The following is a 15,395-nucleotide window of genomic DNA, read 5'->3' on the forward strand; positions in this document are numbered from 1 at the left end:
GGACCGCCTGCCGGAGTGCTGGGTACGTGCAGGGTGGCGCTAAGAGCGGAAACGGGCTGCTGGTGGATTGTGTCCAGCCTTTGCTCCAGGGAATGACGACAAATGCCAAGACTGGCAAGCCTTTGCCGCAAGTGGATTCGCAATGGATCGCGGCATGCAAGGCCAGGAATCCGAGCTCTGCGCAGACACGCGGCCCGGCTGCCAACCAGGACAGTGAACCCGCAGCGGCGCCATTGCCGCCGCCTGCGCATCCAGCCCCGGCCGGCAGTCCCAATATCGTCTTCGTGCTCACCGACGACCTGTCCATGAACCTGGTGCAGTTCATGCCCCACGTGCTGGCGATGCAAAAGGCGGGCGTCACCTTCTCTAACTACTTCGTCACCGATTCGCTATGCTGCCCGTCGCGGTCTTCCATATTCACGGGCCGCTATCCGCACGACACCGGAGTTTTCAAGAACGTGGGAGAAGAAGGCGGGTACCTCGTGTTCCGTGCCCGCGGCAACGAGCAATCCACCTTCGCCACCGCCCTTTATGCGGCGGGATATCACACCGCATTTCTCGGTAAATACCTGAACGGCTATGCCCCGAGAAAACATCCTGTCTCTCCCGGGTGGAACACCTGGGTTGTCGCCGGCAATGGGTATCCGGAGTTCAATTACGCGTTCAACCAGGACGGACAGGTGGTGCGGCACGGCGCGAAGCCCGAGGATTATCTGACCGACGTGGTTGGCGAATTGGGCGTGCGTTTTATCAAGCAGCAGAAGGGCACTCCGTTTTTTATCGAGATCGCCACCTTCGCTCCCCACGCGCCGTATACGCCCGCGCCCCGTGACGCCGGCGCCTTCCCCGGCCTGCGCGCGCCGCGCACGCCAGCCTACAATGCGCCGCATGATGCCGCGGCTCCGCGCTGGCTCCAGAAACATGGGGCGCTCACGCCATCCGACATGGATGCGATTGACAACGGTTTTCGTAAGCGCGCTCAGTCCGTGCTCGCGGTGGACAAGATGATCGGCGACCTTCAGGCCGCTGTCGAGTCCATCGGCCAGGCAAGCAATACCTACTTCGTTTTCAGCTCGGACAATGGCTATCACATGGGCGAGTACCGTCTCTTGCCGGGAAAAATGACGGCTTACGACACCGACATCCATGTTCCCTTGATCGTCACCGGCCCCGGGGTTCCTGCCGGTCGCACCATGGACGAGATTACGGAGAACGTGGATCTCTGCCCGACTTTCACCGAAGTTGCCGGCGCCGAGACCCCGGCGACCGTGGATGGCTTCAGCCTGGCACCGTTACTGAAAGGGCAAGCCGTCAAGCAGTGGCGGACCGCGGCGCTGGTCGAGCACCATGGCCCGGTGCGGGAGCCGTCGGATCCGGACATGCCCAGCCTTCGAAGCGGCAATCCGACTACTTACGAGGCCATTCGATCGCGCACTTCACTCTATGTCGAGTATGCCGACGGCGAAAAGGAATATCACGACTTGACCAGCGACCCTGACGAACTGCGCAACACCTTCTCGTCACTTTCGGCGGAAGAGAAGTCGTCCCTGCACCAGCGGCTTGCGGCCACCGTGAATTGTCACAATGCCAAGGAATGCCGGGCTGCCCAGGAGTCAGCCAGCGCTGCTCCCCAGCGCTAGCCCGAGCGTAGCGCCGAAGAACCTTAGGGAATGCTTTCCAGCGCCCGCTTCTCTTCCGCCGTCAGACGCCGGGCCTGCCCTTTCTTCAGGTCGCCCAACTCCAGCGGTCCGATCGCCACCCGGATGAGCCGCAACACCTCGATGCCGAGCTCTTCCATGATCCGGCGGATGTGCCGGTTCTTGCCTTCGTCGAGCACCACCGAGAGCCAGCAGTTCTTGCTGCCGTGGCGAAGGACCGAAACCCGCTTCACCCGCAGCAGTTCCCCTTCGCTCTCTACACCTCGCAGTATCTTCTGCAGCAGTTCCTCGTCGCCGGTCGCTCCCACGCGAACGTGGTATGTCTTCTCAACGCCCGACTTCGGGTCGGTGATCCGCGCCGCCCACTCCGTATCGTTGGTCATCAGCAGCAGGCCCTCGCTGGCCATGTCGAGCCGGCCTACCGGCGCCACCCAGGGCAATCCCGGCGGAAGGCACGCATATACCGTGTCGCGTCCGCGCTCGTCCGCCGCGGTTGTGACCACGGTGCGCGGCTTGTTCAGCATGAGGTAAACCTTTTCTTTCGCCTCCACCCGCTTGCCATCAATGCTGACACGATCTTTTTCCATCCGCACCGCTGTTTGCGGATCGCGCTGTACCGCTCCATTCAGCTTTACCCGGCCCGCGCGGATGATTTCCGCCGCCTCCGACCGCGAGCAGTACCCCAGCTTCGAAATCGTCCTCGCCAGCCCGACTTGCCGCTCACTTGGCCTCGATTTCATGTTCTTCATGGCCGCGTCTTCCCGTCCTGTGCCCTGCCCTTCCACTCGCCGCCCCGTCCGGACCAGTACTTCACGGCGGACCACACCGCCGCGCCCATATAAAAAGATGCAGCTAACGGCAGCGTTACTGCCCACAAGCCGTTCAAACGGTAATAAAGCACCACCGGCAAGTAAGCCAGAGTCATCAGCGCCCAGGCCAAAGCGCCGAGCATGAGCCCGAGGGTGCCCCACCCAAATCCGGAGTGGCCCACCCAAGCCGGGTTTGCTTGGGTGGAGTACAGAAAAATCAGCGCGACCGGCACAACAAACGTAATCGCCATCCCCGCCAACCCGCCCGCCAGCATCAGCCACGAGTGCCGCAATTGATTGAACGCCGTCCGCGCGATCATCCGTCCGATCTCCGCGAACGACCCATACTCCCGCAAGCTTTCGCTCGAATCGCTCAATCCCAGCCACACTCTCCCGCTTTGAAGGGGCGCGGCTTCCGCTGCCGAGGGAAATCTCTCCGCCTTGATTGCTCTCGCCAGCGCGCAATCATCGATCACCTCTCCCCGGATGGCCTCCAACCCTCCCGCGCGCTCCAGCGCGTCCGCCCTCACAAGCATGCATCCGCCGGCCGCGCCCGCCGTCTTCTTGTTCGCCGCCGCGATCCAGCGCGGCGGGTACAGCATGAAGAAGAAAAATACGAACGCGGGAATCAGCAGCCGTTCCGCCATGCTCTCGCAGTGCAGCCGGACCATGAACGACGTCAAATCGTACCTGCCTTCTTTTGCGACGCTCACCAATGTTGCCAGGCTGCTGCGACCGTGCACCACGTCGGCATCGGTCAGCAAAATAAATTCGGGATGGAGGTCGCGCGCCGCCTCGATGCCCTGCTGCATTGCCCAAACCTTTCCCGTCCATCCCGCGGGCAGCGCCTTGGCCTTGATCACAATCAACCGGTTGTCCTCGATTGACTCCCGCGCCGCCTCCGCCGTTCCATCTTCGCTGTGGTCATCTACCACGACGACGTGCAGCCTCCCGGCGAATTCCTGCCCCAAAAGGGACTTGATCGCGGGCCCGATCGTCTCCCTTTCGTTTCTTGCGGGTACCACAGCCACTGCCGAGACCGGGACCCCAGTTTGGGCTTTTCCACAGATGTTCTTCGCGGAACATTTCCCTGCGCGCCAGAACCACCCCCGCCCCAGCAGCAGGTACACCCAGGCACCCACGCTCGTCACGCCCACCGCAATTGCCGCCGTATGCATGCGTGCGCCTAAAGTACAATGTTCTGCTGCATTTATTTCATTCTCTTGTGAGGAAACATGGCAGCCAGAATTCTGGACGGCGAAAAAATCGCCGCCGCCATCAAGTCCGAGGTCGCCGAGGAAGTGAAGACCATGAGCGCCGCCGGCATTCGCCCGGGGCTGGCGGTCATCCTGGTCGGCAACAATCCCGCGTCCGAAATTTACGTGCGCGGCAAGGTGAAGAGCTGCGAAGCGCTGGGCATCTACAGCGAGAAGCACACGCCGCCGGACACCTCCACCACCGACGATCTCTTGGCGCTGGTGCACGACCTGAACTCGCGCGACGAAATCGACGGCATCCTGGTGCAACTGCCGCTGCCCAAGCAGGTGGATTCCAAGCGCGTGCTGATGGCGGTGGACCCGGAAAAAGACGTGGATGGTTTCCACCCCGTGAACGTGGGCTTCTTGTCGACGCAGCGGCCGGGGCTGGTGCCGTGCACGCCGGCGGGCATCATCGAAATCCTGCGGCGCAGCGAGATCACGATTCCGGGTGCGGACGCGGTGGTGGTGGGACGCAGCGACATTGTCGGCAAGCCGACGGCGATGCTGCTCACCAACAACAACGCCACGGTCACCATATGCCACTCGAAAACGCGCGACCTGCCGGGCGTCTGCCGGCGCGCCGACATTCTGGTCGCCGCCATGGGACGCACGGGCATGGTCGACAAGAATTACATCAAGCCGGGCGCGACCGTGATCGACGTCGGCATGAACAAGATCACCGACCGCGGGGAATTCGACAAATTTTTCAAAGGCAATGAGAAACGCGAGAAGTCGTTCGCCGACAGGGGCTCGACGCTGATCGGTGACGTGCACCCGCAGGCGGCCGAAATTGCCGGCGCGATCACGCCCGTGCCCGGCGGCGTGGGCCCGCTGACTATCGCCATGCTGATGGTGAACACGCTGAAGGCGTGCAAGATGCGGCGAGGACATAAAGTGCCGGCGTTGGCGACCGCGCGGTGATTTTTATACATCGGTAAACGATATTTTAAGAACGACTGCAAGACTAGATGAACCCCGAATGGAAGGATTTGAGCGCGGAGTGGTTCGTCAGGCGCAGATATGCGCCGGAGTTGAAGAAAGCATAGATCCTGAGCTCGCCAAAAGCGGGCGTGCTCAGGACGACAATCTTTTAATTGTCGCTTTGTCCTTTGATTTTTTCTCACTACCCGGGTTTCGAAAGGGAAGCGTTGCTGAAGGTCGGTCTCACCGGCGGAGTGGCGTGCGGCAAGTCCACGGTGGGCGATATGTTCGTGGCGCGCGGCGCGAAGCTGATCAAGGCGGATGAGATCGCTCACCGCCTGATGCAGCCGGGGCAGCCGGTGTACGAGGAGGTGGTCCGGCACTTCGGGCGCGAGATCGTCAGCCCGGACGGGACCATCGACCGGCAGAAGCTGGCGCAGGCGGCGTTCGGAGGTGGGCGCGTCGAGGAATTGAACCGGCTGGTGCATCCGGCGGTGATCGCGGAACAGGACCGGTGGATGCAGGAGGAAGGGGCGCGACATCGCGATACTGTAGTGATGGTCGAGGCGGCGCTGATCCTGGAAGCAGGCGTGGGGAAACGGTTCGACAAGCTGGTGGTGGTGACCTGCCGGCCGGAGCAGAAGGCGGCGCGCTTTGCAGCGCGGCAAGGCCTGACCGCGGAGGAAGCACTCGCCGAAGTGGAGCGGCGGCAGAAGGCGCAGGTTTCCGACGAAGAGAAGGCGCGCGCGGCGGATTACGTGATCGACAATTCCGGGCCGCGCGAGCAGACGGAGCGGCGGGTAGATGCTGTGTGGGGAGAACTAAGTCATTTGGCCGCCGATGAACAGAGATGAACGCAGAATTTCTGATTATTTAACTGCGCTGATCGGTGTTGCTCTGCGGCTGAAAGCTGAGAACTCATATGAGAGGACTTCGCGTACTGCTGCTGGCGCTCCTTGTGGTGGGTGCGTTTTATTTCTACACGACAGCGCACCGCGGCACTTTTGCGCCGGGCCGCTGGTTGGGCGGCGATTCGCGGGCCGGCAATCTGGAACTGACAGAAGCGGCCGGGCCGGAGGCCCTGGATCCCGAGGAGCAGGTCAACGTCAGCGTGTACAAGAAGGGCGTTCCCTCGGTGGTGAACATCAAGTCACGCTCCGTCTCGTTCAACTTCTTTTATGGAGTGGTGCCGGAGGAAGGACAAGGGTCGGGCTTCATTCTCGACTCGGAAGGTCACGTCCTGACCAATTTCCACGTGGTCGCCAACGCGCGGCAGATCGAGGCCACGCTTTACAACCGCAAAACTTATAAGGCTGACCTGATCGGAGTGGACCGGGCACACGACCTGGCGGTCATCCAAATTCACGGCAGCGGGTTCACGCCGGCGACGCTGGGCAATTCACGCGGGCTGCTGGTGGGGCAAAAGGTGTTCGCCATCGGCAATCCCTTCGGGTTGAGCGGCACCATGACGCGGGGAATCGTCAGCTCGATCCGGTCGGTACAGGAACCGGGCGGGGCCGGTTTTATTGACGAAGCGATCCAGACCGACGCCGCCATCAACCCTGGAAATTCCGGCGGGCCGCTGCTGAATTCCAAGGGCGAGGTGATCGGAATCAATACGCTGATCGCGTCCAACGTGGGGCAGAGCGCGGGGATCGGGTTCGCCATCCCCATCAACACGGCGAAGGCGGTGCTGGGCGACCTGGTGTCCCTGGGGCGGGTGCGGCGTCCGTCGCTGGGCGTCCACACCATCCCCATCGGGCCGGAACTGGCGGCGCAACTGGGGCTGCCGTCCGATTATGGGTTGCTGATCAACGACGTGATTTCGGGCAGCGCGGCCGAGCGCGCAGGATTGCGCGGCGGCAGCAAGCGCGCATTGCTGGGAAATACGCCGATCATGATCGGAGGAGACTTGATCGTCGCCATTGATGGCCAGGCGATCGAGGACCCGCAGGACCTGTCCCACATCATGAACAATCATCGCGCCGGCGACACGGTGACGGTGACGATTTATCGCGGCTCGAACAAAATGGATGTGAAAGTCACCCTGGGAGAGGCACGGGAACAAGCGTAGAGTGGTCAGCGGTTGTCCTGTTTTGCGTTATTCGGCCTTTTGTACACCTCTTGTGTCAAAGGAGAATCACGAATGCTTCCACGTCAAACAATCACTCGTATCCTGGGATGTATAGCCGCCGTGCTGCTGCTGGCAACGCTGGGCCTGGCGCAAAACACCAGCGCAGGCGGGACGAACAAAACCGACAAACATGCTGACGCGAGCGCCGTCAACCAAGCATGCTCGGCCGAGGCGCAGACCGCCGGTTGCGGTAGTGAGACCGTCGGCAAGGGCTTGCTGAAGTGCATCCACGCCTACAAAAAGGCACACTCGGATTTCAAGCTCTCCCCGGGTTGCCGCTCGGCGATGCAGCAACTGCGCGAGGATAGCGGGAAGGGCAAGGGCACTCACGCCGGGAAGACCACTCCTCCACCACAGTAGGCTGAGATACAGTGCTTTCTTATCCCCCACATCTGCCGCCTCGGCAGGTGTGGGCGGTTTTGAGGCCATGAACATCGACTCCATCCGCGCGTATTGCCTCTCCTTTCCCGGCGCCACCGAAGGGCTGCAATGGGGCGACGACTTGCTGTTTCGCGTCGGCAACAAGATTTTTGTTTCGCTCTCGCTGGGTAGCGTGCCGGTGCGAATGACGGTGAAGAGCACGCCGGAACGATGCGCGGAGTTGCTGGAAATCGAAGGCATTACGCGGGCGGCGTACGTCGGGCGCTACGACTTCATCACGCTGGAGCGTTTGGACCTGCTGCCGGACGAGGAAATGAAGGAGTTGATTGCGGAGTCGTATGAAAACGTACGCCGCAAGCTGCCGCAAGCGGTGCGGGCTTCGCTTGACCAAAAGAAAGTCGAGAATGCCCGCCCGGCCAGGCGCAGCCGGGCAAAGGCCGAGAGGAAGCCGAAGCGCAGGTCTGCCTAGCGGCAATGTGCGGCCACGGAAATCCAGGGCAAAAGATCCGTGCCATACGAACGTGTTGACGAAGCCTGCCTGGTCGCGTATTTTTGCCTCCTGCCGATGACTGCCGTCCGCTAGTCCGCGACCCTCTGCTGAAATCCTGCTGATCCATACGTGTGTATTTTTCAGTCCGTCATTCTGTCAGTCTGACTGACGGACTGAGCGACCGATTTCGAGAGGACAAGAATGAAATTCGTGGACATAGAGATGGCGCGACGGCTAGAGGCAGCTGAGGACGTGCCGCAGGTGGAGATCGCGCGCGTGTTGCAGCGCACGCATCCGGAAATCGGGGCAGACATCCTGGAGATTGCGGGCGGTCATGCGGTTTTCGCCGGAGCCAATTCGCCGGTCGGGCGCGCGATCGGCCTGGGACTGGATGGCCCGGTCACGGCTGCAGCTCTGGACGAGGTGGAAGGGTTCTACCGCAAGCACAATGTGGCGGCACAGGTGGACATCACGCCGGTGACGAACGGGTCTTTGCTGGAGTTACTCAAGACACGCGGATACGTGATGACAGAACTGAACAACGTGATGGCCCGGAAGCTCGAACCGCACGAGCGATTTGACGAAAACGAGGCCGGGCTGGAGTTCTGCGCCTGTGCGCCGGAAGATAGAGCGCTGTGGGCGAAAACCATGTTGCAGGGCTTTTTTGCCGGGGATTCGGTCCCGGTTGGTTGGGAAACATTCGTGGAACCGATGACCGAGGTGCCGGATTCACTGGCCACGATTGTGTGGTCGGGCGAGCGGCCGGTGGCATGCTGCGGGGGGCTGATCTCTCGCCGGCATCGCATGGTCGCGCTTGGCGGCACGAGCACGCTGCCGGAGTTTCGCAGGCGCGGCATCCAGGCTGCGGCGATTGGCCGGAGATTGAATCGCGCGGTGGCGGCCGGATGCGATTTGGCGGTGGTGGTCACGCAGGGGAACACGACTTCGCAGCGAAACGCGGAGAGGCTGGGATTTACGCTGGCTTACTCAAAGGCCACGGTAGTGAAAGCGTAGTCAGGGCTGGAGGCGAGGCTGGCTGGGGCGCTGAGTTCTGGCTGCTGACTCCGAGTCCGGCGCTTCGGTAATTTGACTCTCCACGACGCCTAGGCTAGCCTCTGAGATTCTGCTGCAGGTGAGCGCTTGCCATGCCATTCCATCGCAAATCACTGACCGCGCATGCTTTCCCTGGCGTCGGGCTGTTTTTTGCGGCCCTCACCTTGATTTTGCCGGCGCTGCCGGGAGTGCGCGCCCAGGCGTCGGCGATGAGGCCGGCACACGCGCCACACACCATGGTCGCAAGCCAGCACGAGGCGGCGTCGCAGGCGGGCGTGGAGATCCTGAAGCAGGGCGGCAACGCGGTGGACGCGGCGGTGGCCACCGGTTTCGCGCTAGCTGTGGTCCATCCGCAGGCGGGGAACATAGGCGGCGGCGGGTTCATGCTGGTGTACCTGGTGAACGGTAAACCCACATCGGCCAAAACCGGGCAGATGTGGGGCACCTTCAAGTTCATTGATTACCGCGAGAAGGCGCCGGCGGCCGCCACTCGCAATCTATACCTGGACGCGCAGGGAAACGTGATTCAGGGCGCCAGCCTGGTGGGCTACAAAGCGATCGGAGTCCCCGGGTCGGTCGCAGGGATGGCATACGCGGAGAAGAAATTCGGCAAGCTGACGCTGGCGCAAGTGATGGCCCCGGCGATCCGGCTGGCGCGTGAAGGGTTTGCGCTCTCCTACGAAGATGCGCAGGACTTGCGCAATCCGAAGCTGCACTTGCAGGAGTTTGCCGAGTCGCGACGCATCTTCCAGCGCGACGGCAACTATTACGAGCAAGGTGAAATCCTGAAGCAGCCGGAGCTGGCGCGCACCCTGGAGCGGATCGCGAAAAATCCTGAGGACTTTTATCACGGCGAGCTGGCGCGCGAGCTGGTGGCCGCGGTGCAGAAGGGTGGCGGCCTGATCACCGCAAAGGACCTGGCGGATTACGGGGTCAAGGAGCGGGAGCCGGTGCACGGGACGTATCGCGGCATGGATATTTACAGCGCGCCGCCGCCATCGTCGGGCGGAGTAGCGCTGCTGGAAATCCTAAACATCCTGGAGGGGTACGACCTGAAGAAGTACGGAGCGGGATCGGCGGAGGCGATGCACCTGACCATCGAGGCCTACCGGCGCGCGTTCTATGATCGAGCGGAGTTTTTGGGCGACCCCGATTTTGCCAAGATTCCGGTGGCGCAGCTGATCGACAAGAAATACGGCGCCGCGTGGCGGGAGTCGCTGGATCCGGACAAGGCAAGCGCGAGCAACGGGCTAAAGCGTCCGGCGATTTTCAGCGAGCTGGAGCGGTATGCGTCCAAATCAGTCGACGATCGAAGTTCGACGGTCGATGGTGGTCGTTTGCCGGAGTTGGCCCACGAGGGCGTGAACACGACGCACTATTCTGTTGTCGATGCTGAGGGCAACGCAGTCGCCGTGACGACAACGCTGAATGAGAGCTTCGGTTCGGCTGTAACCGCCGAGCGACTGGGCTTTCTGCTGAACGATGAGATGGACGATTTCAGCTCGAAACCCGGGGTGCCAAACCTGTACGGGCTGCTACAAGGCGAGGCCAACGCGATTGGACCGGGAAAGCGTCCGCTGTCGGCGATGACGCCGACGATGGTGATCAATAACGGGAAGCTGCTGCTGGTGATGGGATCGCCAGGCGGGCCGCGAATTATCACCACCGTGGCCAACGTGCTGCTGGGCGTGGTGGATTATGGACTGAACGTGCAGCAGGCGGTCAATGCGCCGCGTTTCCACGAGCAGTGGTCTCCGGATTGGGTGTACGCGGAGCGGGTGGGATTTTCGCCGGACACCATGAACCTGTTGCGCAACATGGGTCACAAGTTTGCCGGCGACGACCCGGTATGGTCGAGCGGATATTGGGGCGACGCCGAGGTGATCGAGATCAATCCCAAGACCGGGGAGCGCCTGGGTGCGAGCGACGCCAGGAACAACGGGAAGGCAGTGGGATACTAGAAGCGCATTTGAAATTTGTAATTTGTAATTGAAAAGCGGCGCCAGATAACCGACCACCGTGAACCGCAAACCATGTTTTACTGGGAGCTGACGGCTAATAGCTATGATGAAAGCGATGTCGACATTTGCTTACATACGGGAGCGCCTGCATCCGGGGCTACTGGAGGGATTAACCCGAGCCGGGGCGGAGGCGATCGAGATTTTCGCTTTTCGCGGGCACTTCGATTACGCGCAGCGGCGGCAGCATGTGCTCGAAATCGCGGGCTGGTTCCGGGATTCGGGGGCACAACTGAACTCGGTACACTCGCCGTTCTATAACAGCTACGATTGGGGACGGCGCGACGTGGCGCCACTCAACATTGCCGAGAAGGACCGCAAGGGCCGGATCGAGGCGATGGATGAGATCAAGCGTGCGATCGAAGTCGCCGAGCACGTGCCGTATCGTTACCTGGTGCAGCACGTCGGGATCAGCAACGAGGAGTTCGATGAACGCAAGTTCGAGGCGGCGATGACGTCGATCGAGCACCTGCGCGCCTTTGCCAAGCCGCTGGGCGTAAAGGTCCTGCTGGAGAACATTCCCAACGAGCTGTCGACGCCCGAGCGGCTGGTGGAGCTGCTGCAGACATCACATTTTGACGATGTGGGCGTGTGCTTCGACGTGGGTCACGCGCACATCATGGGGGACGTGGAGAGCGCCTTCACGATTCTGAAGCACTACATCCGCTCCACCCACGTGCACGACAACAAGAAAGATAAAGACGCGCACCTGTGGCCGGGGGAAGGAAACATTGACTGGGCGGAAACCATGAAGCTGCTGGGCTCGGCGCCGAATGCGCCGCCGCTGCTGCTGGAGATTGAGGGCGAAGGCAAGACGCAGAACCAGGTTATCAGCGGAATGAGCGAGGCGTTCAACCGGCTGGAGCAGGCGGTGAGCGCGGGAGCGTAGCCCACCAACTACGAGCCACGATTGAGCCATTATGGAGACACAAGAGGCAAAGGCAGTCGCGCCATGGGCGCGGATTGAAGAGATCGGAAAGCACGAGGGGCAAACGGTAGAGCTGCGCGGGTGGCTGTACAACTTGCGCGAGAGCGGGAAGCTGCTGTTTCCGCAGTTCCGCGACGGCTCGGGCGTGATCCAGGGCGTGGTACCGAAGAACCAGGCGCCGGAAGCGTTTGCGGCGCTGAAGGGACTGACCCAGGAATCAAGCGTGATTGTGCGCGGCAAGGTGCGGGCCGACAAGCGCGCGCCCGGCGGATACGAGCTCGACGTCAACGAAGTACAGGTAGTGCAGAAAGTGCCGGAGAACGATCCTTATCCGATCTCGCTGAAAGAGCATGGCGTCGACTTCCTGATGGAGCACCGCCACCTGTGGCTGCGCACGCCGCGGCAGGCGGCGATCCTGCGAATCCGCGCGGAGATCATCAAGGCAACCCGTGATTTCTTCGACTCCCAGGGATTTATTCTGACCGATCCTCCGATTTTGACGCCGGCCGCATGCGAGGGTACGACCACGCTGTTCCCGGTCGACTATTTCGAGGAGCAGGCCTACCTGACACAGTCGGGACAGCTGTACATCGAAGCCACGGCGATGGCCTTGGGCAAGGTGTATTCGTTCGGGCCCACTTTCCGGGCAGAGAAGTCGAAAACGCGGCGGCACCTGACCGAGTTCTGGATGGTGGAGCCGGAACTGGCGTTCGCCGAACTCGACGACTTGATGAACCTGGCCGAGGGGCTGCTCACGCACATCGTGGCGCGAGTGTTGGAAAGCCGGCGCAAAGAGTTGGGGCTGATTGGGCGCGACATCACGAAGCTGGAAAAGATTACCGCGCCCTTCCCGCGGATCAGCTACGACGAGGCAGTCGCAATCCTGCAGAAAGGTCATGCCGAGGGCAAGCTGGAGACAAAGTTCGAGTGGGGCGGCGACTTCGGTTCGCCCGACGAGACCTACATCTCGGGGCAGTTCGACCGGCCGGTGATGGTGCATCGCTACCCGGTGGAGGTGAAGGCGTTCTACATGGAGCCCGACCCGAAGAATCCGAAGGTGGCGCTGTGCGTGGACGTGCTGGCGCCGGAAGGATACGGCGAGATCATCGGCGGGTCGCAGCGCATGTCGTCCTACGATTTGCTGCGGCAGCGGATCCACGAACACAACCTGCCGGAAGAGGCTTTCAAGTGGTATCTGGATCTGCGGAAGTATGGATCGAATCCGCACGGCGGGTTCGGCATGGGCATTGAGCGCGCGGTAGCCTGGATCTGCGGTTTGGAGCACCTGCGCGAGGCAATTCCGTTTCCCAGAATGCTGCACCGCTTGTATCCGTAAGGTTTGTCAGTCGTGGCGGTTTGGACATAATCGATTGAAAGACTGACAGACTGAAAGACTTTCCTATGCCCGACGGAACCACAACACACCCCACGGCGTCGCCGGGGCCCATCATGGCGCCCGGAATGCCCGCCAAGAAAATCCGCGTCATCGGTGTTCCGCTCGACCTGGGGCAGACGCGCCGCGGCGTGGACATGGGCTGCTCGGCGGTGCGCGTCGCCGGACTGGAAGCGCGCCTGGAAGCGCTGGGGCACAAGGTAGAGGACGCAGGAAACATCGGCGTCACCATTGCCGAGACCAAGGCATCGTTCGGACATCCCAACGCCAAGTACCTGAAAGAAATTACGCAGACCTGTACCAAGGAAGCAGAGCTGGTGGTGAAAACGCTGGAAGCGGGCAAGGTACCGCTGGTGATAGGTGGGGACCACTCGATCGCCGTCGGCACCGTGTCCGGGGTTTCGGAGTTTTACCGGCGGCAGAACCAGGCGGTCGGGCTGCTATGGATTGACGCGCACAGCGACATCAATACGCCGGACAGCTCTCCCAGCGGCAACGTGCACGGCATGCCGCTGGCGGCGATCATGGGATTGTGGCCGTCGGAACTGGCCAATCTTTTCGGCTTCTCGCCCAAAGTCAGGCCGGAGAACTGCGTACTGATCGGGGTGCGTGACATCGATGCCATCGAGAAGGAAAACATCCGGCGCGCCGGCATCGAGGTGTTCACCATGCGCGACATCGACGAGCGCGGCATGCGTACAGTCATGGAAGAAGCGCTGCGCATGGCCGGCCGCGGCACCGCCGGGTATCACGTGTCACTCGACATGGATTGGATTGATCCCGAGGACGCGCCCGGCGTCGGCACTCCTGTGCGCGGCGGCGCCACTTACCGGGAAGCGCACCTGGCAATGGAAATTATCGCCGACCACGGGCGCATGCTGGGCTTCGAGATCGTGGAGGTGAACCCGGTGATCGACGAGCACAATCGCACCGCCGACCTGGCGGTGGAGCTGGCGCTATCGGCGTTTGGTAAGAAGATTCTCTGAAGGCCGGACATGACAAACAACGAACCTCAAAGGCAGCCATGGAAGCAGATGGAAAGCATTTCGCCCCCCGGTTCGCGCCGGAGTGACTTGACGCAAGTCGATTGCGACTCACGGCATTGCAGGCGGTCGCGTCCGGCCCGGCAGATTGCAACCCAGCAACTTTGATGTATCATGACGGCGCGTTGTTTTGAAGCGGTCGAGAGCAGCATCTGCTACCAGCACGTTCCTGCCTCCGAGGTCCCGATTCAAGATCCAACGTAACACCATAAAAAAGGATTTGCCCAACCATGGAACAAGGAACAGTGAAGTGGTTCAATGACGCGAAGGGATACGGCTTCATAAGCCGGGAAAATGGCGAGGACGTGTTCGTCCATTACTCGGCCATCCAGAGCGGCGGTTTTCGCAGCTTGCAGGAAGGCCAGACCGTGCAGTTCAACGTCGTCAAGGGACCCAAGGGCTGGCAGGCAGAAAACGTTCAACCGGTTTAAGCGGACGAATTTATAAATTCTTCAGGGCGGCGCTGCCGCCCTTAGTTTTTTGAACACCTTAGTCTTTCTGGTATGCTCTTTTCTTCCACCGGAGTGCAAATTCTTGCATTCCGAACTAACCCACCAGTCAGGAATTCAAACAGACTCGAGCCAAGCTGCTGATAACGCGGACAAAAATGTTCATCGGAAAACCCGGGATGGGTGAGGCAATTGCTCAACTCTCACCTGACACTGGTATTGTGCCGGAGGCTTGAGGATGCGTATTGCCCGATTGGTGATCTTGGCTTTCTTACTGCTGGCTACGTCAAGCTTGGTATGGGCGAATGGGGTGCCTGACCCGCAGATGATGGTGGATCCTCCGCCCTTTTGCGGGCCCCCAACCCTGGTGAGCTCGCCTTTCGATTTTGCCGCCAGTGGTGGAACTGGCACCTATTGCTTCCAACGAAGCGATGCCGGCCTTCCGTGGCTGACGTTGGATGTAAACCTGGGGGGCCTTTCGCTGACATTTACGCCCTCCCAGATCAGTTGTCCCACCGATGACCTTTACTTTGCTACGCCGTGTCAAAAGGTCACCGACGGCAGCGGCAATGTCACGGACTTACTTTTTGTCGCCGATGGCGTGGTCCATCCGGGCATCGGTACGGGAGCGCTTTTCATCATCGACATTAATCCGCCGGCAGGCACTTGCACGTTAACGGATACCTCCGGAACGTTCTGCTGGGGAACGGGGAATTTTCACGCCACCGGGCTCACGACGGTCGTCCCCGAACCGGCAAGCGCAGTCCTGCTGATAAGCGGAGTCGGGGCAATGCTGGGAAAACGTCGGTGGTTGCGGCGCTCCTAAACGGTCATCAATTCGAATGCAAAAAAGGGCGGG

15 protein-coding genes are annotated in these 15,395 nt (G+C 61.2%); 13 read left to right on the forward strand and 2 right to left on the reverse strand.

Annotated features, from left to right (window positions below; all coding sequences use genetic code 11):
- Positions 1-1,640 (forward strand): sulfatase (locus VFI82_12305; protein ID HET7185462.1); only part of this gene is annotated, 1,640 nt, incomplete at its 5' end.
- Between the two features lie 23 nt (positions 1,641-1,663).
- Here the strand turns inward: VFI82_12305 and VFI82_12310 are convergent.
- Both VFI82_12310 and VFI82_12315 read right to left on the reverse strand, forming a co-directional pair.
- Positions 1,664-2,407: a pseudouridine synthase gene (locus VFI82_12310; GenBank protein ID HET7185463.1), complete on the reverse strand. Its 744-nt coding sequence runs from the start codon at positions 2,405-2,407 to the stop codon at positions 1,664-1,666.
- Positions 2,404-3,645 (reverse strand): glycosyltransferase, encoded by a 1,242-nt coding sequence (locus tag VFI82_12315; protein HET7185464.1) that lies wholly within the window; start codon positions 3,643-3,645, stop codon positions 2,404-2,406. Before VFI82_12315 ends, VFI82_12310 begins: the two co-directional genes overlap by 4 nt.
- A gap of 57 nt (positions 3,646-3,702) precedes the next feature.
- Here VFI82_12315 and VFI82_12320 point away from each other — a divergent pair, with 57 nt between their 5' ends.
- From VFI82_12320 to VFI82_12375, 12 genes are all read left to right on the forward strand, one after another.
- On the forward strand, positions 3,703-4,647 hold the full coding sequence (locus VFI82_12320; GenBank protein ID HET7185465.1) for a bifunctional 5,10-methylenetetrahydrofolate dehydrogenase/5,10-methenyltetrahydrofolate cyclohydrolase: 945 nt from the start codon (positions 3,703-3,705) through the stop codon (positions 4,645-4,647).
- Between the two features lie 227 nt (positions 4,648-4,874).
- Positions 4,875-5,501: a dephospho-CoA kinase gene (gene coaE, locus VFI82_12325; GenBank protein HET7185466.1), complete on the forward strand. Its 627-nt coding sequence runs from the start codon at positions 4,875-4,877 to the stop codon at positions 5,499-5,501.
- 68 nt (positions 5,502-5,569) lie between these two features.
- The gene (locus tag VFI82_12330) at positions 5,570-6,721 is read left to right on the forward strand and encodes a trypsin-like peptidase domain-containing protein (GenBank protein ID HET7185467.1); all 1,152 of its coding nucleotides are present in this window, start codon (positions 5,570-5,572) and stop codon (positions 6,719-6,721) included.
- Between the two features lie 72 nt (positions 6,722-6,793).
- On the forward strand, positions 6,794-7,141 hold the full coding sequence (locus VFI82_12335) for a hypothetical protein (GenBank protein HET7185468.1): 348 nt from the start codon (positions 6,794-6,796) through the stop codon (positions 7,139-7,141).
- A 67-nt stretch (positions 7,142-7,208) separates the two neighbouring features.
- The gene (locus VFI82_12340; protein HET7185469.1) at positions 7,209-7,631 is read left to right on the forward strand and encodes an MmcQ/YjbR family DNA-binding protein; all 423 of its coding nucleotides are present in this window, start codon (positions 7,209-7,211) and stop codon (positions 7,629-7,631) included.
- A 222-nt stretch (positions 7,632-7,853) separates the two neighbouring features.
- Complete coding sequence (locus VFI82_12345; protein ID HET7185470.1) at positions 7,854-8,666, forward strand: GNAT family N-acetyltransferase; 813 nt, start codon at positions 7,854-7,856, stop codon at positions 8,664-8,666.
- 131 nt (positions 8,667-8,797) lie between these two features.
- A complete protein-coding gene (ggt, locus tag VFI82_12350) occupies positions 8,798-10,666 on the forward strand; it encodes a gamma-glutamyltransferase (protein ID HET7185471.1) in 1,869 nt (622 codons plus the stop codon).
- Positions 10,667-10,781: 115 nt separating this feature from the next.
- Complete coding sequence (locus tag VFI82_12355; protein HET7185472.1) at positions 10,782-11,612, forward strand: sugar phosphate isomerase/epimerase family protein; 831 nt, start codon at positions 10,782-10,784, stop codon at positions 11,610-11,612.
- 31 nt (positions 11,613-11,643) lie between these two features.
- Positions 11,644-12,987 (forward strand): asparagine--tRNA ligase, encoded by a 1,344-nt coding sequence (asnS, locus tag VFI82_12360; GenBank protein ID HET7185473.1) that lies wholly within the window; start codon positions 11,644-11,646, stop codon positions 12,985-12,987.
- A 65-nt stretch (positions 12,988-13,052) separates the two neighbouring features.
- A complete protein-coding gene (gene rocF / locus VFI82_12365) occupies positions 13,053-14,030 on the forward strand; it encodes an arginase (protein ID HET7185474.1) in 978 nt (325 codons plus the stop codon).
- A 287-nt stretch (positions 14,031-14,317) separates the two neighbouring features.
- Positions 14,318-14,518 carry a cold-shock protein gene (locus VFI82_12370; protein ID HET7185475.1) on the forward strand — a complete coding sequence of 67 codons (201 nt, stop codon included), beginning with the start codon at positions 14,318-14,320 and terminating at the stop codon, positions 14,516-14,518.
- Positions 14,519-14,774: 256 nt separating this feature from the next.
- Positions 14,775-15,362: a PEP-CTERM sorting domain-containing protein gene (locus tag VFI82_12375; protein HET7185476.1), complete on the forward strand. Its 588-nt coding sequence runs from the start codon at positions 14,775-14,777 to the stop codon at positions 15,360-15,362.
- Positions 15,363-15,395: the final 33 nt, after the last annotated feature.

It is taken from the genome of Terriglobales bacterium (assembly GCA_035691485.1).
GTDB lineage: Bacteria > Acidobacteriota > Terriglobia > Terriglobales > Acidobacteriaceae > JAIQGF01.